General features: G+C 69.1%; 19 protein-coding genes. 13 read left to right on the plus strand and 6 right to left on the minus strand.

The genetic code is table 11. The annotated features are described in order from the left end of the window. Positions 1–48: 48 nt before the first annotated feature. The gene (gene glgX, locus E6C64_RS00935) at positions 49–2,088 is read left to right on the plus strand and encodes a glycogen debranching protein GlgX (protein WP_136425749.1); all 2,040 of its coding nucleotides are present in this window, start codon (positions 49–51) and stop codon (positions 2,086–2,088) included. A 186-nt stretch (positions 2,089–2,274) separates the two neighbouring features. On the opposite strand, the gene E6C64_RS00940 is transcribed toward glgX, so the two are convergent. Continuing rightward, positions 2,275–2,919: a pyridoxamine 5'-phosphate oxidase family protein gene (locus E6C64_RS00940; protein WP_233255391.1), complete on the minus strand. Its 645-nt coding sequence runs from the start codon at positions 2,917–2,919 to the stop codon at positions 2,275–2,277. A gap of 131 nt (positions 2,920–3,050) precedes the next feature. Here E6C64_RS00940 and E6C64_RS00945 point away from each other — a divergent pair, with 131 nt between their 5' ends. Next, on the plus strand, positions 3,051–3,452 hold the full coding sequence (locus E6C64_RS00945; protein ID WP_136425750.1) for a nuclear transport factor 2 family protein: 402 nt from the start codon (positions 3,051–3,053) through the stop codon (positions 3,450–3,452). A gap of 133 nt (positions 3,453–3,585) precedes the next feature. Here E6C64_RS00945 and E6C64_RS00950 read toward each other — a convergent pair whose 3' ends face one another. Next, a complete protein-coding gene (locus tag E6C64_RS00950; protein ID WP_136425751.1) occupies positions 3,586–3,822 on the minus strand; it encodes a DUF7455 domain-containing protein in 237 nt (78 codons plus the stop codon). Between the two features lie 267 nt (positions 3,823–4,089). Between E6C64_RS00950 and E6C64_RS00955 the strand changes: the two genes are divergently transcribed. The 3 genes from E6C64_RS00955 (at position 4,090) to E6C64_RS00965 (ending at position 9,304) form a co-directional block, all read left to right on the plus strand. After that, positions 4,090–6,174, plus strand: a complete 2,085-nt coding sequence (locus E6C64_RS00955; RefSeq protein ID WP_136425752.1) for a DNA gyrase/topoisomerase IV subunit B — start codon at positions 4,090–4,092, stop codon at positions 6,172–6,174. A 33-nt stretch (positions 6,175–6,207) separates the two neighbouring features. Continuing rightward, complete coding sequence (locus tag E6C64_RS00960; RefSeq protein WP_136425753.1) at positions 6,208–7,077, plus strand: EamA family transporter; 870 nt, start codon at positions 6,208–6,210, stop codon at positions 7,075–7,077. A gap of 145 nt (positions 7,078–7,222) precedes the next feature. Then, positions 7,223–9,304 (plus strand): acyl-CoA dehydrogenase family protein, encoded by a 2,082-nt coding sequence (locus E6C64_RS00965; protein WP_136425754.1) that lies wholly within the window; start codon positions 7,223–7,225, stop codon positions 9,302–9,304. Positions 9,305–9,440: 136 nt separating this feature from the next. Here the strand turns inward: E6C64_RS00965 and E6C64_RS00970 are convergent, their stop codons facing one another. After that, complete coding sequence (locus tag E6C64_RS00970; RefSeq protein ID WP_233255392.1) at positions 9,441–11,888, minus strand: DNA gyrase/topoisomerase IV subunit A; 2,448 nt, start codon at positions 11,886–11,888, stop codon at positions 9,441–9,443. Between the two features lie 192 nt (positions 11,889–12,080). Between E6C64_RS00970 and E6C64_RS00975 the strand changes: the two genes are divergently transcribed. Beyond that, positions 12,081–13,214 carry an alkaline phosphatase family protein gene (locus tag E6C64_RS00975; RefSeq protein ID WP_233255393.1) on the plus strand — a complete coding sequence of 378 codons (1,134 nt, stop codon included), beginning with the start codon at positions 12,081–12,083 and terminating at the stop codon, positions 13,212–13,214. 325 nt (positions 13,215–13,539) lie between these two features. On the opposite strand, the gene sepH is transcribed toward E6C64_RS00975, so the two are convergent. Then, positions 13,540–14,907, minus strand: a complete 1,368-nt coding sequence (gene sepH / locus E6C64_RS00980; RefSeq protein WP_158437690.1) for a septation protein SepH — start codon at positions 14,905–14,907, stop codon at positions 13,540–13,542. Positions 14,908–15,100: 193 nt separating this feature from the next. Here sepH and E6C64_RS00985 point away from each other — a divergent pair, with 193 nt between their 5' ends. Beyond that, positions 15,101–15,394: a DUF4193 domain-containing protein gene (locus tag E6C64_RS00985; RefSeq protein WP_136425756.1), complete on the plus strand. Its 294-nt coding sequence runs from the start codon at positions 15,101–15,103 to the stop codon at positions 15,392–15,394. 40 nt (positions 15,395–15,434) lie between these two features. Here the strand turns inward: E6C64_RS00985 and E6C64_RS00990 are convergent, their stop codons facing one another. Beyond that, positions 15,435–15,881 (minus strand): DUF3093 domain-containing protein, encoded by a 447-nt coding sequence (locus tag E6C64_RS00990; RefSeq protein WP_233255394.1) that lies wholly within the window; start codon positions 15,879–15,881, stop codon positions 15,435–15,437. Positions 15,882–15,920: 39 nt separating this feature from the next. Here E6C64_RS00990 and dut point away from each other — a divergent pair, with 39 nt between their 5' ends. The 5 genes from dut to dxs all read left to right on the plus strand — a co-directional run bounded on the left by dut (position 15,921) and on the right by dxs (position 23,012). Further along, complete coding sequence (gene dut / locus E6C64_RS00995) at positions 15,921–16,406, plus strand: dUTP diphosphatase (protein ID WP_136425758.1); 486 nt, start codon at positions 15,921–15,923, stop codon at positions 16,404–16,406. Next, positions 16,403–17,020, plus strand: a complete 618-nt coding sequence (locus tag E6C64_RS01000) for a DUF3710 domain-containing protein (protein ID WP_136425759.1) — start codon at positions 16,403–16,405, stop codon at positions 17,018–17,020. Before dut ends, E6C64_RS01000 begins: the two co-directional genes overlap by 4 nt. Before the next feature lies 1 nt (position 17,021). Then, the gene (locus E6C64_RS01005; protein ID WP_233255395.1) at positions 17,022–17,900 is read left to right on the plus strand and encodes a DUF3159 domain-containing protein; all 879 of its coding nucleotides are present in this window, start codon (positions 17,022–17,024) and stop codon (positions 17,898–17,900) included. A gap of 172 nt (positions 17,901–18,072) precedes the next feature. After that, positions 18,073–20,892, plus strand: coding sequence for an aconitate hydratase AcnA (acnA, locus tag E6C64_RS01010; RefSeq protein ID WP_136425760.1), 2,820 nt, complete (start codon positions 18,073–18,075; stop codon positions 20,890–20,892). Positions 20,893–21,053: 161 nt separating this feature from the next. Next, the gene (gene dxs / locus E6C64_RS01015) at positions 21,054–23,012 is read left to right on the plus strand and encodes a 1-deoxy-D-xylulose-5-phosphate synthase (RefSeq protein WP_136425761.1); all 1,959 of its coding nucleotides are present in this window, start codon (positions 21,054–21,056) and stop codon (positions 23,010–23,012) included. A 122-nt stretch (positions 23,013–23,134) separates the two neighbouring features. Here dxs and E6C64_RS01020 read toward each other — a convergent pair whose 3' ends face one another. Beyond that, positions 23,135–24,082: a helix-turn-helix domain-containing protein gene (locus tag E6C64_RS01020; protein WP_136425762.1), complete on the minus strand. Its 948-nt coding sequence runs from the start codon at positions 24,080–24,082 to the stop codon at positions 23,135–23,137. A gap of 162 nt (positions 24,083–24,244) precedes the next feature. Between E6C64_RS01020 and E6C64_RS01025 the strand changes: the two genes are divergently transcribed. Further along, positions 24,245–25,102 carry an alpha/beta hydrolase gene (locus tag E6C64_RS01025; protein ID WP_136425763.1) on the plus strand — a complete coding sequence of 286 codons (858 nt, stop codon included), beginning with the start codon at positions 24,245–24,247 and terminating at the stop codon, positions 25,100–25,102. Positions 25,103–25,123 lie beyond the last annotated feature (21 nt).

Raw genomic sequence — 25,123 nt, forward strand, 5'->3', positions numbered from 1 at the left:
GCGCCCCCGGCTGGGGGCGTGTCTTCTCCCCGGCCGATGAAGGACCACATGGCATCCGCACGCTCTCTTCCGTATCCGCTCGGCGTCACCCTCCGCTCGAAGGGCGCCAATGTGGCCGTCTACTCCGAGACGGCGGACAGCGTCGAGGTCTGCGTCTTCGAGGGCGAGAACGAGACCCGCACCCGCCTCACCGAGCGCACCGGGCACGTCTTCCACGGCATCGTCGACGGAATGGCAGAGGGGACGCGCTACGCCCTCCGGGTCGACGGCCCATGGAATCCCTTGGAGGGACTGCGCCACAACGCGCACAAGCTGCTGCTCGACCCCCACGCCACCGCAGTCTCGGGGAGGTACGACTGGGGACAGGCCGTCTTCGCCCATGACATGAACGACCCCGAGACGATGGACGAGACGGACGGCGCCGGTGCGACCCCGCTCTGCGTCGTCACGAACGGCGGCTTCGACTGGGCGGACGACGAGGCGCCCTGCACCCCGCTCAGCGAGACCATCGTCTACGAGGTGCACGTCAAGGGCTTCACCCAGCTGCATCCCGATGTGCCCGAGGAGATCCGCGGCACCTACAAGGGGCTCGCGCACCCGGCCGCCATCAAGCACCTCACCGACCTCGGCGTGACCGCGGTCGAGCTCCTGCCCATCCACCAGTTCGTGCAGGACAGCCATCTCGAGGAGAAGGGCCTGCGCAACTACTGGGGCTACAACTCGCTCGGCTTCTTCGCGCCGCACGGCGAGTACAGCTCCGCGGGCGATGAGGGCGGACAGGTTGGGGAGTTCAAGCAGATGGTCAAGGATCTGCACGCTGCGGGCCTCGAGGTCATCCTCGATGTGGTCTACAACCACACCGCAGAGGGCAACCACATGGGTCCGTCCCTCTCCTTCAAGGGCATCGACAACGCGTCGTACTACCGCCTCGTCGAGGATGACCGCGCCTCGTACTTCGACACCACCGGCACCGGCAACAGTCTCAACGTCGGCCACCCGGCCGCGCTCGGCCTGATCATGGACTCCCTGCGCTACTGGGTCACCGAGATGCACGTGGACGGGTTCCGCTTCGACCTCGCCACCACGCTCACCCGTCAGGACGGCTCCGCCGAGCTGCACAGCGCCTTCCTGACGCTCATCGCCCAGGACCCGGTGCTCGCGCCGGTGAAGATGATCGCCGAGCCCTGGGACACCGCCGGCTACCAGGTCGGCGGCTTCCCGGCGGACTGGTCGGAATGGAACGGCAAGTTCCGCGACGACGTGCGGGATTTCTGGAACGGCACCGACGGAGTGCTCGGCACCCTCTCGCAGCGCGTGCTCGGCAGCCCCGACGTCTACGAGGCGGACCGCCGCTCACCGCTGTCCAGCGTCAACTTCATCACCGCGCACGACGGCTTCACCCTCGCGGACCTGACGAGCTACAACTCGAAGCACAACAAGGCGAACGGCGAGGACAACAACGACGGCGAGAGCGACAACAGGTCGTCGAACAACGGCGCCGAAGGTCCGACGGACAACGCCGCGGTCAATGAGCGTCGCGATCGCCAGCGACGCAACCTGCTGGCGACGACCCTGCTGTCCGCGGGCGTTCCGATGATCCTGGGCGGCGACGAGATCGGGCGGACCCAGGGCGGCAACAACAACGCCTACTGCCAGGACAACGAGATCTCCTGGTTCGACTGGGCGAACGCCGATCTCGACCTTCAGGAGTTCACGACCCGGCTGATCGCCCTGCGGCGGGAGAGCCCGGCCCTGCGCCCGCTCTGGTTCCGCCACGCGCCCGCGCGGGGCGAGCTCGACACGGTCCGCGTGATCCGATCCGACGCGGAGGAGTTCTCCGAGGAGGACTGGGACAACCCCGACGCCCGCTCGGTCACCTTCGTCCTCGCGCATCAGCGCAGCGACACCTTCGCCCTGCTGCTCAATGCGGCGGAGAACGGCGTGGAGTTCACCGTGCCGGATGCGCCGCACGGCGAGTGGGAGCTCGCGCTGTCGAGTGACCCCGAGCAGCAGGTGGTGGCTCCGGTGAGCACTCTCATCGTGCGCGACTGCTCCTTCACGCTGCTGCGCTCGGCCGTCAAGCGGTAGGCGCCACGGGCTTCGACACGCACGTGCGGCGCGGCTCAGCCACCGAGTCGGACTTCCGGTGGCTGAGCCGGCCGCGCAGCGCCCGTGTCGAAGCCCGGCCGCGGCTCATCCGGTGGCTGAGCCGGGCGCGCAGCGCCCGTGTCGAAGCCCGCCATCGCGACGTACGCGTGCTGGCGGCGAAGCGCTCTACAGTCGCGGCGGCTCGGTGGCGAGGCGTTCGACGGAGGGCGGGACGGCGATGCCCTGCCGGAGGTCGGGGGCGGCCTTCGCGTGCGCGGCGTGACGCTCGATGGGCACGACGCCCGCCCACGCGTCGCTCGCGAGGTCGTGTTCCGGGTCCTCGGGCCAGCCGTCCGAGATCCGCAGCGACCATGAGTCGATGGTCAAGGCGAGCATGCTCGTCGCGACGAGCTCCTTCTTGGACGACGGGCGCACCTCGCGGGTGCGTCCGGGCAGCAGGCGCTCGGTGAACGCATCGAGGGCGGCGAGCTTCCCATCGCCCTCGACGGGGGAGAACGATCCGAAGAGCACCGCGCTGCGGTAGTGCAACGACGACTCGAAGGCGGATCGGGCGACCACGATGCCGTCGACGGTCGCGATCGAGACGGAGACGGGGATCCCCGTCGCGAGCAGTCGCATCCAGCGCGATCCGGTCGATCCGTGCGCCAGCACTCGATCGCCGATCCGGCAGATGCCCGTCGGGATGACGACGGGGTGGGCGTCGGAGATGAAGCCGATGTGGGCGAGCACGGTGTCGTCCAGTAGCGCGTCGAGCAGCGCTCGATCCGTCGACATCATCTCGGGCATCCGGACCGGCCGCGTCTCCACCATCAGCCGAGGCTATCGGCCCGCCCGCTCTCCGCCCGCTCCAGGGATGCGGTGATCTGCCCAGTCCTGCCGCCCGAATCGGGATTCAGGCGGCAGCACTGGGCAACTCGGCGGATTACCGGTAGGACGGAGGCATGGACGACATCGTGCAGCGCTGGCTCGACGGATACCTGCTGGCGTGGAGGTCCAACGATCCCGACGACATCCGCGCCCTCTTCACCGAGGATGGGACCTACGCGGGGGGCCCGTTCGACCCAGAGCCCTGGATCGGCCGCGAGGCGATCGTCGAGGGCTGGATCGCGCATCTCAACGAGCCGGGCAGCTGGAGCTTCGAGGGGGCGCCGATCAGCTTCGGCGATGGCGTCGGGATCGTCCAGGGCCGCTCGGATTACACGGACGGTCGGGTCTACGCCAACCTCTGGGTGATTCGCTTCGCGCCGGATGGGCGCGCGTCCTCGTTCGTGGAGTGGTTCATGGAGCCGGGCCCGGTCCGCGCCGATCAGGTGCCCGCCGAGGACGTGCCCGCCGACCAGTGACGGGATCCAGGTGATGAGCTGCCGAGTTCTGCCGCTCGGACCGGGATTCAGGCAGCAGAACTGGGCAGCTCGCGGGAAACGAGAACGAGCCGCCCACCCGGAGGTGGACGGCTCGTTATCGAGGTTCTAGAGGTCAGCTGTTGCGGTCTGCATTGAGCTTGGCCGACTCGTCGTGCCAGCTGCGCGCGACGCCCGACAGCTTCTCCTGGTACTTCTTGCCGTGGTGGGCGCAGAAGAGCAGCTCGCCGCTGGCCATCTCGACGCGGATGTAGGCCTGCGCGCCGCAGCTGTCGCAGCGGTCAAGGGCGGTGAGCTCGAAAGCGGACTCGAGTGATTCCACGCTGCTCGCCTCGGTAACGGTGTTCGACATGTGGGGCTCCTTCAGAACTCGAGTGCGGTACTGACTGGAACAATGTAAACACGTCCAGTCTTCCCTCTTGCGCGTTGGACGAGCCGTTTCGCCCTCCGCGTAGCTATTCGTTACACAAGGGGCGATCGGATGTCATATTCGGGCACGAATTCCCGCCGTTCGATCAGGGAAACCGCGAATCGGCCGAGAACATGCGGAAAGCGACCGGTTGTCGATGCGCGGCGGGGCGCCGCACGGCCTGTCTGAAGCTCGGTCTAGCCTGACGTCGTGGCTCAACCGGATTACAACGCCCGTCACCTCTCCGTCCTCGAAGGCCTCGAGGCGGTGCGCAAGCGCCCCGGAATGTACATCGGCTCCACCGACTCCCGCGGTCTCATGCACTGCCTGTGGGAGGTGATCGACAACTCCGTCGATGAAGCTCTCGGCGGGCACGGCGACGCCATCGAGGTCGTCCTGCACGCCGACAAGAGCGTCGAGGTCCGCGACACAGCACGCGGGATCCCCGTCGACATCGAGCCCAAGACCGGCCTCAGCGGCGTCGAGGTGGTCTTCACCAAGCTGCACGCGGGCGGCAAGTTCGGCGGCGGCTCCTACGCCGCCTCGGGTGGACTGCACGGCGTCGGCGCCTCCGTCGTCAACGCCCTCTCCGAGCGCCTCGACGTCGAGGTCGACCGCAACGGCAAGACCTACGCCATGTCCTTCCATCGCGGCGAGCCCGGACTGTTCGATGACAAGGGCGGCGCCCCGTCGCCGAATGCGCCGTTCACCCCGTTCGTCTCGAACAGCGAGCTGCGCATCGTCGGCAAGGCCGCCCGCGGCAAGACCGGCACGCGCATCCGCTACTGGGCCGACCGGCAGATCTTCTCGCCCGACGCCGCGTTCTCCACCGACGACCTCATCGCCCGCGCCCGCCAGACGGCCTTCCTCGTGCCGGGACTCGCGATCGGCATCCGCGACGAGCGCGGCGCCGAGCCCGTCGACCACCGCTTCCACTTCGAGGGCGGCATCGCCGAATTCACCGACTTCCTCGCACCCGACGCCGGCGTCACCGACACCTGGCGCCTGCAGGGCACAGGAACCTTCGTCGAGACGGTGCCCGTGCTCCAGGAGAACGGGCACATGGTGCCCACCGAGGTCGAACGCGAATGCGGCGTCGACGTCGCACTGCGATGGGGCACCGGCTACGACTCGACGTTCCGCAGCTTCGTCAACATCATCTCGACGCCCAAGGGCGGTACGCACCAGGCCGGGTTCGAGGCCGCCGTGCTCAAGGTGCTGCGCACCCAGGTCGAAGCGAACGCCCGCCGGCTCAAGGTCGGCACCGACAAGCTCGAGAAGGACGACGCCCTCGCCGGGATGACCGCCGTGCTCACCGTGCGCCTCCCCGAGCCGCAGTTCGAGGGCCAGACGAAGGAGGTGCTCGGCACCCCCGCGGTCCGGAGCATCGTCACCAATGTCGTGAGCAAGGCGCTCACCGAGAAGTTCACCTCGACCAAGCGCGAGGACAAGACGCAGTCGGCGCAGCTGCTCGACAAGGTCGTCTCCGAGATGAAGGCGCGCATCTCGGCGCGCGCCCACAAGGAGACCCAGCGCCGAAAGAACGCGCTCGAGTCCTCTTCGCTGCCGGCGAAGCTCGTCGACTGCCGCAGCAACGACGTCACCTCCAGCGAGCTGTTCATCGTCGAGGGCGACTCGGCGCTCGGCACCGCCAAGCTCGCGCGCGACAGCGAGTACCAGGCGCTGCTGCCGATCCGCGGCAAGATCCTCAACGTGCAGAAGGCCTCCGTGGCCGACATGCTGAGCAACACCGAGTGCGCCTCGATCATCCAGGTCATCGGCGCCGGCTCCGGGCGCACCTTCGACCTCGAGTCCGCCCGCTACGGCAAGGTCATCCTGATGAGCGACGCCGACGTCGACGGCGCCCACATCCGCACCCTGCTGCTCACGCTGTTCTTCCGCTACATGCGGCCGCTGATCGACGAGGGCCGCGTGTTCGCCGCCGTGCCGCCGCTGCACCGGGTCGTCGTCATGAACCACGGCTCCAAGCCGAACGAGACGATCTACACCTACTCCGAGGCCGAACTGCACGGCCTGCTCGCCGGCCTCGAGAAGCAGAACAAGAAGTACCAGGACCCGATCCAGCGCTACAAGGGACTGGGGGAGATGGATGCCGACCAGCTCGCCTCCACCACCATGGACCGCCGATACCGCACGCTCCGCCGCGTGCGGGTGTCCGATGCGGCGATGGCCGAGAACGTCTTCGAGCTCCTGATGGGCAACGACGTGGCGCCGCGCAAGGAGTTCATCATCGACGGCTCGCGCGACCTCGACCGCGACCGCATCGATGCCTGAGCAGCCCGCCTGCTCCATCCCGCTCGACTGACGGTGCCGACCCGATCGAAGTATCTCGCGCTGCTCGTCGTCCTCATCTGGGGCGTCAACTTCGTCGTGATCGACGCCGGTGTCGCCGACGTCCCACCGCTGCTGTTCCTGGCCATCCGGTTCACGCTGGTCGCGTTCCCGGCCATCCTCTTCGTGCCTCGGCCGGGGATCGGCTTCTGGCGGGTGCTCGGCATCGGCGCCTTCATGAGCCTGGCGCAGTTCTCGCTGCTCTATCTCGCGCTCGCGCTCGGCATGCCCGCGGGGCTCGCCTCGCTCGTGCTGCAGATCCAGGTCGTGTTCTCCGTGATGCTCAGCGCCCTCTTCCTCGGAGAGCGCCCCTCGCGCCGGGCGCTGATCGGCATCCTGATCGGCTCGGCAGGCCTCGTCATCGTCGCGGTCGCATCGGGCCTCGGAGTCACGGCGATCCCGTTCGCGCTCACCATCGGCGCAGCGCTGGGCTGGGCGATCGGCAACACGCTCAGCAGGCGGGCCAAGGCGGCGTCCGGGCTCTCGCTCGTCGTCTGGTCGGCCCTGGTCGTTCCCGTTCCGACGGCCCTGCTGTCGCTGCTGATCGACGGCCCGGACGCGATCGTGGCCTCCATCGGCTCCTTCACAGTCGTCTCGCTGCTGTCCACGCTCTACACCGTGGTGCTGGCCTCGTTCGTGGGCTACGGGATCTGGAACACCCTTCTGGCGCGTCACCCCGCATCCGCCGTCACGCCGTTCGCCCTGCTCATCCCGATCGTCGGGATCCTCGCCGCATGGCTGCTGCGCGGCGAGCAGCCCGGCGTCGGTCAGCTGGTCGGAGGGGCGGTCATGCTCGGCGGCGTGGCCTACGCCATGCTCGAGCGGCGCCCGCGCCTCGTCTCCTGACCGGAGCCGGCCAAGCCCGCACTGTGGTGTCCCACAATCAACACGCGATCAGGGGCTTACCCGTTCGTAGTTCACGGACGAGAGGTTTTGCAGTCCTGCAATCAGCTCGTAGCGTCGGAATGTCAACGATTCCGATGGAGCACCAGTGACCCAACTCGCCCCGCCCACTACCAGCCCCGAGACGACCGGAACCGCCCGCACGGCGGCCGCCGCCACGGCGCCCGCCACGATCGACGTCGCCTGGCTGGGCGAGTACCTGCTCGGAGCGTGGGCCGAGGAGCGCAAGCACTCCCGTGAGCTGATCAAGCGCCCCGAGCTCCACCGCATCGACGGCCTGGGCATGGCCGATCACCGCGAGCGGGTGCTCGGCCAGCTCGGCCTGCTCGTCGACTGGGGAGTCGTGCACCGCGCGTTCCCAAAGTCGGTCGGCGGCGAGGACAATCACGGCGGCAACATCGCCTCCTTCGAGGAGCTGGTGCTCGCTGACGCATCGCTGCAGATCAAGTCGGGCGTGCAGTGGGGTCTGTTCGGCGCGGCCGTGATGCACCTCGGCACCGAGAAGCACCACACCGGGCTGCTGCCCGACATCATGAGCCTCAAGGTCCCCGGCGCCTTCGCGATGACCGAGACAGGTCACGGCTCGGACGTGGCAGCCGTCGGAACCACCGCGACCTACGACGAGGCGACCGGTGAGTTCGTCATCCACACTCCGTTCCGCGCCGCATGGAAGGACTACCTCGGCAACGCCGCCCTGCACGGCACCGCGGCGGTCGTGTTCGCCCAGCTCATCACGAAGGGCGTCAACCACGGCGTGCACGCGTTCTACGTGCCCATCCGCGACGAGAACGGATTCCTGCCCGGCGTGGGCGGCGAGGACGACGGCATCAAGGGCGGCCTCAACGGCATCGACAACGGGCGGCTGCACTTCGACCAGGTCCGCATTCCCCGTGACAACCTGCTGAACCGCTACGGCGATGTCGCCGAGGATGGCACCTACAGCTCGGTCATCGGCAGCCCCGGCCGCCGCTTCTTCACCATGCTCGGGACGCTCGTGCAGGGACGGGTCAGCCTCGACGGCTCGGCCGTCGTCGCGAGCAAGCTGGCGCTCACCATCGCCATCACGTACGCGACGCAGCGCCGCCAGTTCACCGCCGCCAGCGACGACGAGGTCGTGCTCCTCGACTACCAGCGCCACCAGCGCCGCCTGCTGCCCCGCCTGGCGCAGACCTACGCGATGTCGTTCGCGCACGAGACCTTCCTCAACGCGTTCGACGGCGTCTTCTCCGGCGCGCACGACACCGACGCGGACCGGCAGGACCTCGAGACCATCGCCGCGGCCCTCAAGCCGCTGAGCACCTGGGCCGCGCTGGACATCCTCCAGGAGTCGCGGGAGTCCTGCGGTGGCGCGGGCTTCCTCGCCCAGAACCGGTTCACCCAGCTGCGCGCCGACCTCGACATCTACACGACCTTCGAGGGTGACAACAACGTGCTGCTGCAGCTCGTCGCCAAGCGCCTCCTCGGCGACTACGCGGCGAAGTTCAAGAATGCCGACGCAGCCACGCTCGCGCGCTACGTCGCCGGCTCAGTTGGAGCCACGGCGGTCAGCCGCAGCGGCCTGCGCCAGCTGTCCCAGAGCATCGTCGACTTCGGCTCGACGGCCCGCTCGGTGGGATACGTCCGGGATGAGGCGTCGCAGCGCCAGCTGCTCACCGACCGTGTCCAGAGCATGGTGGCTGCGCTCGCCGGCCGTCTTCGCGCGGCCAGCAAGCTCGGCCCCGTTGCCGCGGCGGATCTGTTCAACGCCAACCAGGACGAGCTCATCGAGGCGGCCCGCGCCCACGGCGAGCTGCTGCAGTGGGAGTCGTTCACCGCGGCGCTCGAGTCGATGCCCGCCGCGACCAGGCAGGTGATGACCTGGGTGCGCGACCTGTTCGGGCTCGGCCTCATCGAGAAGCACGCCGCCTGGTACCTGATCAACGGACGGCTCTCCGCTCACCGGGCTCAGGCGATCACCGACTACATCGACGACCGCCTGCTGCCGCGCCTGCGGCCGCACGCGCTCGATCTGGTGAACGCGTTCGGGTTCGAGCCCGAGCACCTCCGCGCGGAGATCGCATCCGGCGCCGAGCAGGCCCGCCAGGACGAGGCGGCCGTGTACTACGCCGACCTCCGGGCCAGCGGCAACGCCCCCGTCGAGGAGAAGGCGCTCAAGGCCAAGAAGCGCTGATACCGGCAGACCAGCTGTTTCACGGATCAGGCGATTCTGGGATTTCGATCACGGTTCAGGCGATTTTTGCCTGAACCGTGATCGAAAGCCTGAACCGTGAAGATCACCTGAACCGTGGAAGCGGCCACGGGCGGGATCAGGCGAGCGGACCGCCGATGCTGGCCACCACGGCGTCGAGGGGCGTGCCGGATGCGTCGCGCTTGGCGCTCGCCTCGGGAAGGGACCGCACGGCTCCGTCGGCGCCGACCGCCATCGCGGGACCGTCGCCGACCCAGGCCAGCGCGAGGGAATCCTCGCCCTTGAGGAACGCGTGCGAGCGCACTCCACCGGTCGCACGGCCCTTGGCGGGGAACTCGGAGAACGGCGACACCTTGGCGCGGCCCGGGTCGGTTCCCGGCAGGGCGCCCGTCGTCGCGGAGATCGTGGCGACCACGGCGTTCTCGGGATCGTGGACGGCGCCGAAGTAGATCACGCGCGCGCCGGAGGCGACGTTGATGCCCGCCATGCCGCCCGCTGCCACACCCTGCGGACGTACGTTCGACGCGGCGAAGTGCAGCAGCTGGGTGTCGGAGGTGACGAACACGAGCTCGTCGTCGTCTCCGCCCTGGAAGGCGCCGACGACCTCATCGCCCGGCTTGAGCGCGATCAGCTCGAACTCGCTGCCCTTCGGATAGCCGGTGGGAGTGACGCGCTTGACCACGCCGTCCTTGGTGCCGAGCGCGATCGGCAGCTCGGCGACCATCGAGACGAGCGCGAGCACGTGCTCGCCCTTGCCGAGCGGCAGGTAGTCCGCGATGCGTGCCCCCGCGCCCAGCTGGACGGAGTTGGCGGGCGCGACGGGCAGGTCGACGGGGGAGAAGCGCAGCAGCCGCCCCTTGTTGGTGACCGCGCCGAGCTCCCCTCGGCTCGTCGCGGAGACGATCGATCGGATGGCGTCGTGCTTGCTGCGTCGCGGCGGCCGCACGATGGCGGTGCCGTCGGGCTGGTCGATCCGCAGCGCCCGTCCGCTCGTCGAGAGGAGGACCGTGCACGGCACGTCCTGGATCTCGAGGACGGGAGCGGCACCGCGGCGGCCCGTGGTGGCGAGCGACGGCTTGGCCTCGGTCAGCAGGGTGCGCCGCGGGGTGCCGAACTTCTCGGACACCTCGTCGAGCTCGGTGCTGACCACCTGGCGGAGCAGCTGCTCGCTGCCGAGGAGCTCCTCGAGATAGGCGATCTCGGCGAGCAGCGCATCGCGCTCCGTCTCGAGCTCGATCCGCGAGAACCGGGTCAGGCGGCGCAGGCGCAGCTCGAGGATGTACTCGGCCTGCAGCTGGCTCAACTCGAAGATGTCCATCAGGCGAGTGCGCGCCTGCTCGGAGTCGTCGCTGCGGCGGATGACCTGGATGACCTCGTCGATGTCGAGGATCGCGACGAGCAGACCCTCGACGAGGTGCAGGCGCTCCTTCCGGCGCGCGAGGCGGAACCTGGTGCGGCGGATGATCACCTGGAAGCGGTGGCCGATGTAGACGTGCAGCAGGTCGAGCAGACCGAGGGTGCGCGGGCCGCCGTCGACGAGAGCGACGTTGTTGATGCCCATCGACTCCTCGAGCGGGGTCAGCTTGTAGAGCTGCTCGAGGACTGCCTCGGGGCTGAACCCGGTCTTGATCCCGATGACCAGGCGCAGGCCGTGCTTGCGGTCGGTGAGGTCGTTGACGTCGGAGATGCCCTGGATGCGCTTGGCGTTGACGCCGTCCTTGATCTTCTCGATCACGCGCTCGGGGCCGACGAGGTAGGGCAGCTCGGTGACGATGAGCCCCATCTTGCGCGGGGTGATGCTCTCGATCGAGACGCGGGCACGGGTCTTGAAGCTGCCGCGGCCGGTCGCATACGCGTCGCGGATGCCGTCGAGGCCCGAGATCGTTCCGCCCGTGGGCAGGTCGGGTCCCGGGATGTACTGCATGACCTCTTCGAGCGTGGCCTTCGGGTTCTCGATGAGGAACTGGGCGCCCGCGACGACCTCGATGAGGTTGTGCGGTGCCATGTTCGTTGCCATGCCGACCGCGATGCCGGCCGCCCCGTTGACCAGGAGGTTGGGGAACGCGGCGGGCAGCACGTCGGGCTGTGTGAGCTGGTTGTCGTAGTTGGGCACGAAGTCGACGACGTCCTCGTCGAGGTTCTCCACCATGGCCATCGCCGACGGCGCCAGTCGCGCCTCGGTGTACCGGGCGGCGGCGGGGCCGTCGTCGAGCGATCCGAAGTTGCCGTGGCCGTCGATGGTGGGCAGGCGCATCGTGAACGGCTGCGCGAGGCGCACCAGGGCGTCGTAGATGGCCGAGTCGCCGTGGGGGTGCAGCTTGCCCATGACCTCACCGACGACGCGGGCCGACTTCACATGGCCGCGGTCGGGCCGGAGGCCCATATCGCTCATCTGGTAGAGGATGCGACGCTGCACGGGCTTGAGCCCGTCGCGGGCGTCCGGCAGCGCGCGGGAGTAGATCACGGAGTACGCGTACTCCAGGAAGGACCCCTGCATCTCGGTGGAGACGTCGACGTCCTGGATCTTCTCGACCGGGCCGCCTGCTGCGCCGTCTGTGGTTGTCATGGGCTCCTCGTCGGACGCGGTGCGCGGGATGCGCATCGCACGGTGTGCCGGCCTCCGTGCCGATCACCGCGCGGGTGCGCGGCGGTGGGCGGCTCGGGGGCCACCCGACCGTCTGCCGGTTCCCTCCGGCGGACGGCGGTGAAGACATGGGTCCGCGAGCTCGCGATTCGGGGCTGTGCCAGACTGACGCGGATGCCCCCCATGCTAGTGAGCGGGTCCGACCCCGGGCCGCATCTCGACGCGGTTCTGCCCAGTTCTGTCGCCGCCATGGCCGGCAAGCCGAACCGGCTGGGGCTCCCGCGGATCCGAGCCGCCATCGTCGTGCTCGTCGACGGCCTCGGTGCCGCCGCACTCAAGGAGCGCTCCGGCCACGCGCGGACGCTGGCATCGCGGATGGGCTCGAAGGACGTCATCGAGACCGGGGCGCCCACGACCACCGCCGCCGCGCTCGCCACCCTCACCACTGGGACGCTGCCCGGCCGGCACGGCATCGTCGGCTACTCCGCCCTGGACCCCGTCGCCGACCGCGTGGTCAATCAGCTGACCGGCTGGGGCGGAACCGTCGACCCCGCGACCTGGCAGCGCATGCCGACGGTGTTCGAGACGGCGACGGGCGTTCGGTCTGTTGCTGTCGGTCCAGCCCGGTTCGCATCGTCCGGCTTCTCCGCCGCCATCCTGCGCGGCGCCGAGTACGTCGGCGCCGAGGACATCCAGGAGCGCTTCGACACCGCACTGCGGGTGGTCGGGAAGTCCGGATCGACCCTGGTCTACCTCTACGTGCCCGAGCTCGACATGGCGGCCCACGCGGTGGGCCTGGCTTCGGATCGGTGGATCACCGCGCTCGAGGAGGTGGACTCCGCGCTCGCCGACGCCCTGCGCCGACTCCGCCCGGATACGGCGCTGCTGGTCACCGCGGACCATGGATTGATCGATGTGCCCGCCGAGAGGCACGTGCTCATCGACGAGTGGGACGGCTTCGATGCGGTGCGGCACGTCGGCGGCGATCCGCGACTCGTGCACCTCTACCTCGATCCGGGTGCGAGCACCGAGGATCGCGACGCGCTGGCCGCCCGCTGGGCCGAGGATGAAGCTCCGCGAGGAAGGGTCCTGACCCGCGATCAGGCGATCGCGGACGACTGGTTCGGCCCTGTCGATCCGGAGGTCGCTCCTCGGATCGGCGACATCCTGATCGAGGCGCGCGCCGAGATCGCCTATTACGACGGCGGCGGGCCATCGTCGCCCCGATCGATGGTCGGGCAGCACGGCGCGTGGAGCGATAAGGAGCGCCGGGTTCCCCTGCTGCGCTTCGGCGCCGCTCAGCGCTGAGAGCGGCCTGTCAGCGCTGCACTGGCTACGCCGGTCTCGAGTCCCCGTCGCAAGCGTGCGACGTGGGCCCAGCGCCGTGAACGGCCTCCTCGACCAACGAGGCGTTGGGCGACCCAGCCGTCCTCCGTTGGTCGAGGAGCGAGGAACGAGCGTCTCGAGACCCGCCGAGGTCAGCGCTGCACTGGCTCTGCCGGTCTCGAGACGGCCGTGAACGGCCTCCTCGACCAACGAGGTTTCTGGCGACCCAGCCGTCCTCCGTTGGTCGAGGAGCGAGGAACGAGCGTCTCGAGACCGGCCGAGCTAATCGAGACCCGCCGAGGAGGGGCTAGGCCGGATCCTCGTCGTCGGGGCGGGCGCCGAAGACGATCTCGTCCCAGCTGGGCAGGTTGGCTCGCCCGCGGCGCGGACCCTTGCCGGAGTTCGGCAGCTGGCGCGGGGGAGGAGGCAGCTGGCCGGTGCCGCCCGATGTCGGACGCTCGAACATCTTCACCGTTGCACCGGTCGATCGATCGCTGCGGCCGTCGCTCGGATCGGCCTCGGGACGGCGAAAGGCCGATCCCGCACCGAGGCTCGTGCTCCGGGCGGCTTCGCGTTCGCTGCGGCGGCGGCGAAGCGCGTCGAGGAGGTCTGCTGTCTCGCCGAGGTCGGGCGGAAGGGTGTCCCGACCCACGGGCGTGACGGACCCGGTCCGCGGCTCGACCCGACGTGCCGGACCCGATCGATCGCCGTTCCTGTCCACGCGCTCGCCGGCCGTTCGCTCGCCCGCCCCGCGGGATCCGGGCAGCACCTCGGTCGTGTCGACGTCCCGCGGCGAGCGAGGCGTCTCCGACTCGGAACCGCTGCTGATGATGGACGTGCCGACGATCGGAGTCCCGGCCGCAGGCGCGTCCCGCTGAGTCGTGCGGGGCAGCTCGGTGGTCTCTCGGGCGGCGGCCGACCGGGAGCCGGGCTCCCGGGGCGTGAGGTCGAAGATGGCGGAGTCGAAGCGGCTCGAGTCCATCGCGGGGGGCTCTGAGGGAGGAGCGATCGGCTCGACCCGAGGCTCGGGCCGTGCGGCGGGCGCCTCGTCGGACGGCAGGGCTCGCAGGCGCGGCATGAGCGTGCCGGTGGCCTCGTGCTGCTGCGAGAGGGCGGTGGCCTCGCTGTTGATCGGGGAGAGGACAGCCTTCTTGAGGTCGAAGCTCCAGCGGGCATCATGGTCGACGCCGTCGGAGGTGAAGTTCAGCTTGAGCATCCAGCCGTCCTTCGGGTCCTTCCAGCTCGCCCAGCGCGGACCGCGGGCGGCGAGCTGCTCGAGTCGTCGGGCGATGACGGCGCCGAACCGTGCCACGGGCGCTTCGAGGCCGCCGCCCGGCAGCTGCACGGGCACCGCGAGGGCGCTCGTGATGACGTGCTCGCGCTCGGCAAGCACGGGGCCCTCGTAGCGGCGGATGTCGTAGACCGGGAACCCGGTGAGCTCGGCGACCTCTTCAGAGGTGAGACCCTCGCGGATGTAGCCCTGGATGTCGCGGACGGGCACCTTGCGCAGTGCGCCGGTCTGCAGGGTGGGCTCGTGCAGGCTCGAGGTGCGCAGCGCCGCCTGACGCAGTGCCGCTCGGATGGCGTCGTCGACCTCGACCAGGAACTGCGTCCCATCGGGCGCGGTCGCCACTATGCGCCCGTCGTCGACGCGGATCGCCCGTAAAGTCTCCACAGCTGTTTCCCTACCCCCCGGTATGCGCCCAGAATGCCACCTCCGATGAGGTTTTACGGGGAATACGCGGGGCGTGCCGGAAGTTGCCCGAGGGTTGCAGAAATCCGATGGTTGCGCCGGTTTGCTATCCCCAAGCCGATCGTGCAAACTGTCGCCGCCAATCGTTGGCACAGCACAGAAGAAGTGGATGGGCATGGCGACCGATTACGACGCCCCACGTAAGACCGACGACGACTCCGAGTCGATCGAGGCGCTCAAGGAGCGAGTGCCGGACCGGCTCTCCGGCGTCGTCGACGTCGAGGACGCCGACAACCCCGCGAGCTTCGACCTTCCCGGTGCAGACCTCTCCGATCTCGACCTCGATGTCATCGTCCTGCCGCCTCAGGCGGACGAGTTCACCTGCGTCTCGTGCTTCCTCGTGAAGAACCGCTCGCAGTTCGACCACGAGACCGGCCTCGGCCCGGTCTGCCAGGAGTGCCAGCTGTAGTCGGAGACCGACTATCGCGGTGAATCAAGGCCTTCACGTCTCAGGACGTGAGGGCCTTCGCCGTCTCTATGGCGCCGATCAGCTCGTCAGGTCGTCGGGAGGACGCCAGCCAGTACGGAGCGGGATCGCTGATGTCGAGGAGCTCGATCCGCACGACGGGGTCGATCCACGGACGCAGGCAGAGGAAGGCGCGGGCGTCGAGACGGACGCCGCGCTCCGCTGTCGCCTCCGCCGCGCGATAGGCGGCGACGGTGCCGACCAGCGCGACATCGATGTGTGCGCGACCGACCCGCAAGGTGCGTCCGGAGACCTCGATCCTCGGTGCGGGGATGATCAGCAGTCCCATGGCGCCGAGGTAGAGCACCGCAGCGCAGATGACGCCGGCGGTGATCGAGATGGGCAGGAAGACCAGCAGACTCGCGGGAATCACGAGCGCGCAGGCGATGTAGAGCCACGCGCTCGGCCACAGACGCTCGGAGTAGGACACCTCCCCATTGCACCAGACATCGTGGACTACCCTCGACACGTGCCAGAGCCCGTGCGTGTGCTGTTCACCGGCGAACAGACCCCTGTGTACGCCCATCCGGGCGACGCAGGAGCGGACCTCACCTCCTCGGAGGACGTGCTGCTGGGGCCCGGTCAGCGGGCGCTCGTCGGAACGGGGACGTCGATCGCGCTGCCGAACGGCCACGTCGCCTTCGTCGTCCCGCGCAGCGGCCTTGCGGCCAAGCACGGCATCACCATCGTCAACACACCCGGCACCGTCGACGCGGGCTACCGCGGCGAGATCAAGGTCATCCTGCTCAACACGGACTCCACCGAGCCCTATCAGGTGCGAGCGGGCGACCGCATCGCCCAGGTGATCGTCATGCCCGTCGCACCCGCCCAGTTCCTCCGCGTGGACAGCCTTCCTGGCAGCCACCGCGGCTCGGGCGGCTTCGGGTCGACCGGCCTCGGGTCATCCGGCATCGAGTCACCCGGCCCTGCCGGCGAGGAAGGACTGAGCTTGTGAGCGATCCCCAGGACGCAGATCTGCAGCCGAAGTCGGCCCCGGAGGATCGAGAGCTGAACGGCCCGCTCGATGTCACCGAGGCCAACGCGGTGCGGCCCTACGTCGACCTCGGCGGCGTGAAGATCGTCCCGCGCGAAGGACTGCACCTCCGCCTCGAAGTGGAGGACGGCACCAAGCGGGTCGTCGCAGTCGGGCTCGACTACGCCGGATCCACCCTGCAGGTCCAGCCGTTCGCGGCGCCCCGCACGAGCGGCCTCTGGCACGAGATCCGCGCGCAGATCGTCGAGCAGATCCAGAAGCAGGGCGGCACCACGCGTCTCGCCGACGGCCCGTTCGGCCCCGAGCTGGTCGCCACAATTCCCGTCGCCGCGGGCCCGGGCGCCCCGCCGCAGTCCCGGATCGCGCGCTTCATCGGCGTCGACGGACCGCGTTGGTTCCTCCGCGGCGTCATCGCCGGCGAGGGAGCGGTCAATCCGCAGGCCGCCGTGCAGGTGGAGGACCTCTTCCGCTCCGTCGTGGTCGTCCGCGGCACCACCCCGATGCCGCCGCGCGACCTCATCCCGCTGCACGTCCCGGGCGGCACCACTGGTCCGGCGGCCGGACCACTCGGCTGACGTGAGCGGCACTGAACCGAACGGCATGGAACCGAACGGCACTGAACTGAACGGCGCGCTGTCCGACGACCGCGATCGCGGCGCTCGGGACGCTTACGGGTCGGCGGCATCCGCTCCGCTCGCGGACAGTCTCGCGGAGGCGGCCCGACGCGCGGGCTTCGCACAGGCGGTATCGGGGGAGCGGGTCACCGGCGGCGCCGTGCTCGGTGCGATCGGCGGAGTCCGCGGCATCCTCGAGGCGGTCCTCCCCGGCTTCGTCTTCCTGCTTCTGTTCACCCTCACGCCGTCCCTGCCGCTGGCGCTCGGCGTCTCGGTCGGAGTGGCGGCCGTCTTCTCCATCATCCGGATCATCCAGAAGGGCCCGTTCACCCAGGCCATCGGCGGCCTGGTCGCGGTAGCGGCATCCGCGGCGCTCGCACTCGTCACCGGCCGCGCGGAGAACAACTTCATCCTCGGCCTGATCACCAACGTGGCCTACGGCGTCGCGCTGCTCATCTCGGTCCTCGTCCGCTGGCCGCTGATCGGCCTGGCCGTCGGCTTCCTGCTGGGCGAGGGGACCGCCTGGCGCGCCGACCGACGCAAGTTCCGCGCCATGCAGGGGCTCACCTTGGTGTGGGTGGCGATGTTCGCCGCGCGCCTCGCCGTGCAGGTGCCGCTCTACCTCGCGGGCAACCTCGAGCTCCTCGCCACCTTCAAGCTCGTCATGGGCCTGCCGCTCTACGCTCCGCTGCTCGTGCTGTCCTGGCTGATCGTCCGCGCGGTGTTCCCCGGCGCGCGGCCGCTCGGGGGCTCGCCCGCAGGCACTGCCCGGAGCACCGATGCGAGCTCGGCCCCGAGCACCGCGACGAGCTCCGCGAAGCCCTCCGACACCCCGTCCTGACCGGCTGCCCGCGCCGGAGCGCGTGATAGTTTTATCTCGACGTCGAGATACTTTTCGGCTCGATGACCCAGCTCCGCCGCAGTGTTAGGCATGCCTCACTAGTGCCCGCGGGGCGAGGGAACGAAGATTGGCAGAGGGCCGCGTTCGACCGGTCCGCAGCGGAGGAGGACACATGTCCACGGTCAACAGCTTCGGCGCCAAGGCGCAGCTCACAGTCGGGGAGACCGACTACGAGATCTTCCGGATCGACACGGTCGACGGCTACGAGAAGCTGCCGTACAGCCTCAAGATCCTGCTGGAGAACCTCCTGCGCACGGAGGACGGCGCCAACATCACCGAGGCGCACATCCGTGCCCTCGGGTCGTGGGTGCCCGAGGCGGAGCCCGACACCGAGATCCAGTTCACCCCGGCCCGCGTGGTCATGCAGGACTTCACCGGCGTGCCCTGCATCGTCGACCTCGCCACCATGCGCGAGGCGGTCGGCGCCCTCGGCGGCGATCCCAACAAGATCAACCCCCTCGCGCCCGCCGAGCTCGTCATCGACCACTCCGTGATCGCCGACCTCTTCGGCACCGAGAACGCCCTCGAGCGCAACGTCGAGATCGAGTACGAGCGCAACGGCGAGCGGTACCAGTTCCTCCGCTGGGGACAGACCGCGTTCGACGACTTCAAGGTCGTCCCGCCCGGAACCGGGATCGTGCACCAGGTCAACATCGAGTACCTGGCCCGCGTCACCTTCACCCGCGAGGTCGATGGCGTTCTCCGTGCCTACCCCGACACCTGCGTCGGCACCGACTCGCACACCACCATGGTCAACGGCCTCGGCGTTCTCGGCTGGGGCGTCGGCGGCATCGAGGCGGAGGCCGCCATGCTCGGCCAGCCCGTCTCGATGCTCATCCCCAAGGTCGTCGGATTCAAGCTCACCGGCTCGATCCCCACCGGCGTGACCGCGACCGACGTCGTGCTCACCATCACCCAGCAGCTGCGCAAGCACGGAGTGGTCGGCAAGTTCGTCGAGTTCTACGGCGAGGGCGTCGCCCAGGTGCCGCTCGCGAACCGCGCCACCATCGGCAACATGAGCCCCGAGTTCGGCTCGACCGCCGCCATGTTCCCGATCGACGAGGTCACCCTCGACTACCTGCGCCTCACCGGCCGCAGCGAGGACCAGGTCGCACTCGTCGAGGCCTACGCCAAGATCCAGAAGCTCTGGCACGACCCCGCGGTCGAGCCCGTGTTCAGCGAGTACCTCGAGCTCGACCTCGCGACCGTCGTCCCGTCGATCGCCGGCCCCAAGCGCCCGCAGGACCGCGTCGAGCTGAGCCAGGCCAAGAGCCAGTTCAACCTCGACATCAACGACTACGCGACCCAGGACATCACCATGGTCGACGCGGCCGTCGAGGGCACCTTCCCCGCGTCCGACCCGATCAGCTTCACCCCTCAGGACGAGGACACGAAGGAGGAGGTGGTCTCGCACACCCACGAGAGCGTCGCCCCCGCCAACTGGTCGAAGCCCGTTCCCATCACCCTGCAGGACGGCACGAAGTACACCCTCGACCACGGAGCCGTCGCGGTCGCCGCGATCACCTCCTGCACCAACACGTCGAACCCGAGCGTCATGCTCGCCGCCGGCCTGCTCGCCCGCAACGCGAACAAGAAGGGCCTGAAGGCCAAGCCGTGGGTCAAGACCACCCTCGCGCCCGGATCGAAGGTCGTCACCGACTACTACACCAAGGCCGGACTCACCGACGACCTCGAGGCCCTCGGCTTCTACACCGTCGGCTACGGCTGCACGGTCTGCATCGGCAACACGGGCCCGCTGATCGACGAGGTCTCCGCGGCCATCAACGACAACGACCTCGCGGTCACCGCCGTGCTGTCCGGCAACCGCAACTTCGAGGGCAGGATCAGCCCCGACGTGAAGATGAACTACCTGGCCAGCCCGCCGCTCGTCATCGCCTACGCCCTCGCCGGATCGATGAACTTCGACTTCGAGACCGACTCCCTGGGCACCGACACCGACGGCAACGACGTCTACCTCAAGGACATCTGGCCCGACGCCGCCGAGGTGCAGAAGACGATCGACAGCTCCATCTCGACCGAGATGTTCACCCACGAGTACGCGAGCGTGTTCGAGGGCGACGAGCGCTGGCGCTCGCTGCCCACGCCCGACAGCGAGGTGTTCGAGTGGGATGAGAACTCGACCTACGTGCGGAAGCCCCCGTACTTCGACGGCATGACGCTCGAGACCTCGCCGGTCACCGACATCTCCAGCGCCCGCGTGCTCGCGAAGCTCGGCGACTCGGTCACGACCGACCACATCTCGCCCGCCGGCTCGATCAAGGCCGGCACACCCGGCGGCCAGTACCTCGAGGCGCACGGAGTGGACCGCAAGGACTTCAACTCCTACGGCTCGCGTCGCGGCAACCACGAGGTGATGATCCGCGGGACGTTCGCGAACATCCGCCTCAAGAACCAGCTGCTCGACGGCGTGGAGGGCGGCTACACCCGCGACTTCACGCAGCCCGGGGGTCCGCAGGCGTTCATCTACGACGCCGCGCAGAACTACGCGGCCGAGTCCACGCCTCTGGTCATCCTGGGCGGCAAGGAGTACGGCTCGGGCTCGTCGCGCGACTGGGCGGCCAAGGGCACCTCGCTGCTCGGCGTCCGCGCCGTCATCACCGAGAGCTTCGAGCGGATCCACCGCTCGAACCTGATCGGCATGGGCGTGCTCCCGTTGCAGTTCCCGGCGGGGGAGAGCTGGGCCTCGCTCGGCCTCGACGGCACCGAGACCATCTCGATCTCCGGCATCACCGCCCTGAACGACGGCGAGACCCCGAAGACCGTGCATGTGATCGCCGAGCCGAGCGAGCAGTCGCCCGCCGGCAAGCAGACGATCGAGTTCGACGCGGTCGTGCGCATCGACACTCCCGGTGAGGCCGACTACTACCGCAACGGCGGCATCCTCCAGTACGTACTGAGGTCGCTGGTCTGAGCCGCACGGGCCTCGATACGGGCGTGAACGCCCTACTCGACCAACGAACTCACTTCGCTGGTCGAGTAGGCGCCCAACGCCGTCTCGAGGCCCTCTGCCGACATCGGAGTGCCGAGCGCCCCAATGCAAGGGCGTCCAGCGGCAGTGAATAGACTCGCCTGATGGGAATCCTCGAGACGATCCGCGGTCCCCGCGACCTGGATCGGCTGTCCCGGGACCAGCTCGTCGAGCTCGCCGCCGACGTGCGGAAGTTCCTCGTCGCCAACGTCTCCAAGACCGGTGGGCACCTCGGGCCCAACCTCGGCGTCGTCGAGCTGACCATCGCCATGCATCGCGTCTTCGACTCGCCGAAGGACGCCATCGTCTTCGACACGGGGCATCAGTCCTACGTGCACAAGCTGCTCACGGGGCGCCAGGACTTCTCGGAGCTGCGGCAGAAGGACGGCCTCGCCGGATACCCGCAGCGCTCGGAGTCGGAGCACGACATCGTCGAGAGCTCCCATGCCTCCAGCTCGCTGTCCTGGGCAGACGGGATCTCGCGCGCCTTCAGCCTCACCGGGCAGACCGATCGCCACGTCGTCGCCGTTGTGGGCGACGGGGCGCTGACCGGCGGGATGACCTGGGAGGCGCTGAACAACATCAGCGACGACAACAACCGCCGCCTGGTGATCATCGTCAACGACAACGGCCGCTCCTATGCGCCCACCATCGGCGGACTGGCGCGATTCCTCAACGACGTGCGGACGCGTCGCGCCTACCGGGACCTCTATCTCGGCTCGCGCAACCTGTTCAACCGGCTCGGTCGTCCGGGACGCGCCATCTACCGGGCGACCCGGGGTGCGCTGCACGGATTCCTCAGCCGCTTCGCCGGCAACGAGGGCCTGTACTCCAACCTCGACATCAAGTACATCGGCCCGATCCACGGCCACGACCTGGGCGCCCTCGAGGAGGCCCTCCGCCAGGCGAAGAACTACGAGCTGCCGGTGATCGTGCACGCGATCACCCAGAAGGGCCGCGGCTACGCGCCGGCCGTCAAGGACGTCGCCGATCAGTTCCATGCGGTCGGGCAGATCGATCCCGAGACCGGCGAGCCGATCGCATCGAAGAGCTCGGGGCCCGCCTGGACCTCCGTGTTCGCCGACGAGCTCGCGACGCTGGCGGACGACAATGAGCGGATCGTCGGCATCACGGCCGCCATGCTCCGTCCGACGGGCCTCAACAAGCTGGCCGAGCGGCACCCCGGCCGGGTCATCGACGTCGGCATCGCCGAGCAGCACGCCACCACGTCCGCCGCCGGCCTGGCCTTCGGCGGGATGCATCCCGTCGTCGCCATCTACGCCACGTTCATCAACCGCGCGTTCGATCAGGTGCTGATGGATGTCGCCCTGCACAAGGCGGGCGTCACCTTCGTGCTCGACCGCGCGGGTGTGACGGGGCCAGACGGGGCCAGCCACCACGGGATGTGGGACCTCTCCATCCTGCAGGTCGTGCCCGGCATCCGGCTCGCCGCACCACGCGACGAGGCCCGGCTGCGCGAGGAGCTCGCCGAGGCCGTGCTGGTCGACGACGGGCCCACCGTCATCCGCTTCCCGCGCGGCTCCGTCGGGCCCGACGTGCCCGCTCTGCGCCGCACGGCGGATGGCGTCGACGTGCTGCGTGAGGGTCAGGTCAAGGACGTCCTGCTCGTCGCGGTCGGACCGTTCGCCTCCATGGCGCTCGAGGTGGCCGACCGGCTCGAGGCTCAGGGGATCGGCGCCACCGTCGTCGATCCGCGCTGGGTCGTCCCCGTGCCCACGAGCATCATCGAGCTGGCGCGCGAGCACCGCATCGTCGCGTCGATGGAGGACGGCATCAAGGTCGGCGGGATCGGCACCCGCATCCGCCAGGACCTCCGCGCCGCCGGCGTGGACACCGCCCTCACCGAGCTCGGGCTGCCCGACGAGTTCCTCGAGCACGCGACGCGCGCCGAGATCTTCGAGCGTGTGGGCCTCACCCCTCAGCAGATCGCCCGCGACCTGGTGTCCCAGGTGCTCGGCACGAAGATCCCGATCGCCCGACCCCTGCCCGCGCGTGAGGCGCTGCAGGCCGACGACGAGTCGGATCCCGCCCGCCGCAGCTGACACTCGCCGCTATGGAAAGTAGCTACCCGCTACGGATACTTCCGCAGCGAGGAGCCACTTCCTACCGCGGGGAGCTCAGTGTCAGTCGCAGCTCACGCCCATGGTGCACGTGAGCGTCCTGACTACGCGGCGCTCTCACCTCGGCGCCACTCGGTCGGGGTGACCCCGTAGCGGCTGAGGAACTCCTTCGAGAAGTGAGCGTGGTCGGCGAACCAGCTGCGGTGCGCGATCTCCGACACGGTCGTCGTCGGCGGCTGCGAGCGCAGGAGCTCGGCGGCCTCGGTCAGTCGTCGCTCGCGAAGCCATCTCCGTAGGCGGAGTCCTCGACCGGCGAGGACCGCGTAGAGATGGCGCTCCGAGATCGAGCAGCGCGCCGCCACCTCCTCGGCGCTGAGGTCCGAGCGGCGGAAATGCCGTTCGAGGTACTCGAGTATCAGCTCTGGAAGAGCGGAGAGGCGGACGTCGCCGTCGGCCTCGTCCATCAGACCGCCGGCGAGCTCGCGGAGCATCGCCAGCGTGGCCGAGCCGCTGAGCTCGCGCTGGTGCGGCGTCATCCGCGGCACCGCTCGGGACAGGCGTGCCAGGTACGTGGCCAGCAGTCCGCCGACGGGGTGGTGCAGCGGTATCTCGCGCGCCGTCAGCTCTCGGAGGGCTTGGGCGGAGAGGCCCACCGCCGCGCGCGGCGCGATCACCGAATGCCGCAGAGTGACGCGATCGAAGGTGGTCACGAACGGTGACGTGCTCTCGTAGACCACGAGCGTGCCCGCACGCTGGCGCGCCACCCGGTCGTGCTGCGTCACCGTCGAGGTCCCCATCTCGAGCAGACTGATGACCACGGCGGGCTCCGTGTCGTCACGGACCAGGCGCGGCGTCCGATGCACCGAACCGCCGGTCGCGTCGGTGCTGAGCAGGGAGGCGCTTCCGAGATCGGTCCAGTTCGCGCGCACGCGCACCGTCTCGGACGGTCGCGGCTCCAGCATCAGCGGCACGCGCGAGGCCAGCATGTGCTGGCGGAGGAACTCGATGCGGTCTGTCGGCGGAAGATCGTCGATCTCGATGACGGCGGCCATGGCCTCGAACCTAGCGGTGGGGCCACACCGCCGGTAGGACGCCGCCGGGCCGCAGGTACGCCACAGCACGTGCCGGTGCAGACAAGACAGAGGTGTCTCGCCGTCGTTAGCGTGCTCCCGACGGCGTCCGATCGGATGCCGCAGAGGCCAGGAGACCGACCCATGGGAACGCTGACAGACCACGAGATCGCCGACATCGAACGTGCCAACGCCTCAGGGGTGACTCCCATCGTGTTCGTCCACGGCCTGTGGCTGCTGTCGAGCAGCTGGCAGAACTGGCGCGGCCTCGCCGAGGAGAAGGGCTATGCCACGATCGCGCCGAGCTGGCCCGACGATCCGGATTCCGTGGAGGAGGCGAGAGCCGATCCCGAGGTCTTCGCCAACAAGATGGTGGCGCAGGTCACCGACCACTACCTCGAGGCGATCTCGCTGCTCACTCTCACGCCCGCTGTCATCGGTCATTCATTCGGCGGGCTGATCGCTCAGAAGATTGCCGGAGAGGGAGTATCCGCGGCGACGGTCGCCGTGGATCCGGCGCAGTTCAAGGGCGTGCTGCAGCTGCCGCTGTCATCGCTCAAGTCGGCCGCTCCGGTGCTCGGCAATCCGGCGAACCTCGGGCGAGCGGTCGCTCTGACCTTCGAGCAGTTCAACTACGGCTGGACCAGCAACCTCGACGAGGCCGAGGCGCGGCAGCTCTACGAGACCTACCACGTGGCGGCATCCGGGGTGCCGCTCTTCCAGGCGGCGACCGCCAACCTCAACCCGTTCTCGGAGACCCGCGTCGACACCAGGAATCCCGAGCGCGGTCCGCTCCTCATCCTCAACGGCGCCAACGACACCACCGTTCCGCTGGTCGTCGCCCACGCGGCGTACAAGCTGCAGTCCAAGAACCCGGGCGTCACCGAGATCGTCGAGGTGCCGGGGCGCGGCCACTCGCTGACGATCGACTCGGGCTGGCGCGAGGTGGCGGAGATCGCCGTCGACTTCGTGACACGCTTCGCCGCACCAGTGGCTGCCTGAGTCGGGCGCTGTTCCCTCAAG

The sequence above is a fragment of the Naasia lichenicola genome (genome assembly GCF_004801885.1).
GTDB classification, from domain to species: Bacteria; Actinomycetota; Actinomycetes; order Actinomycetales; family Microbacteriaceae; genus Naasia; species Naasia lichenicola.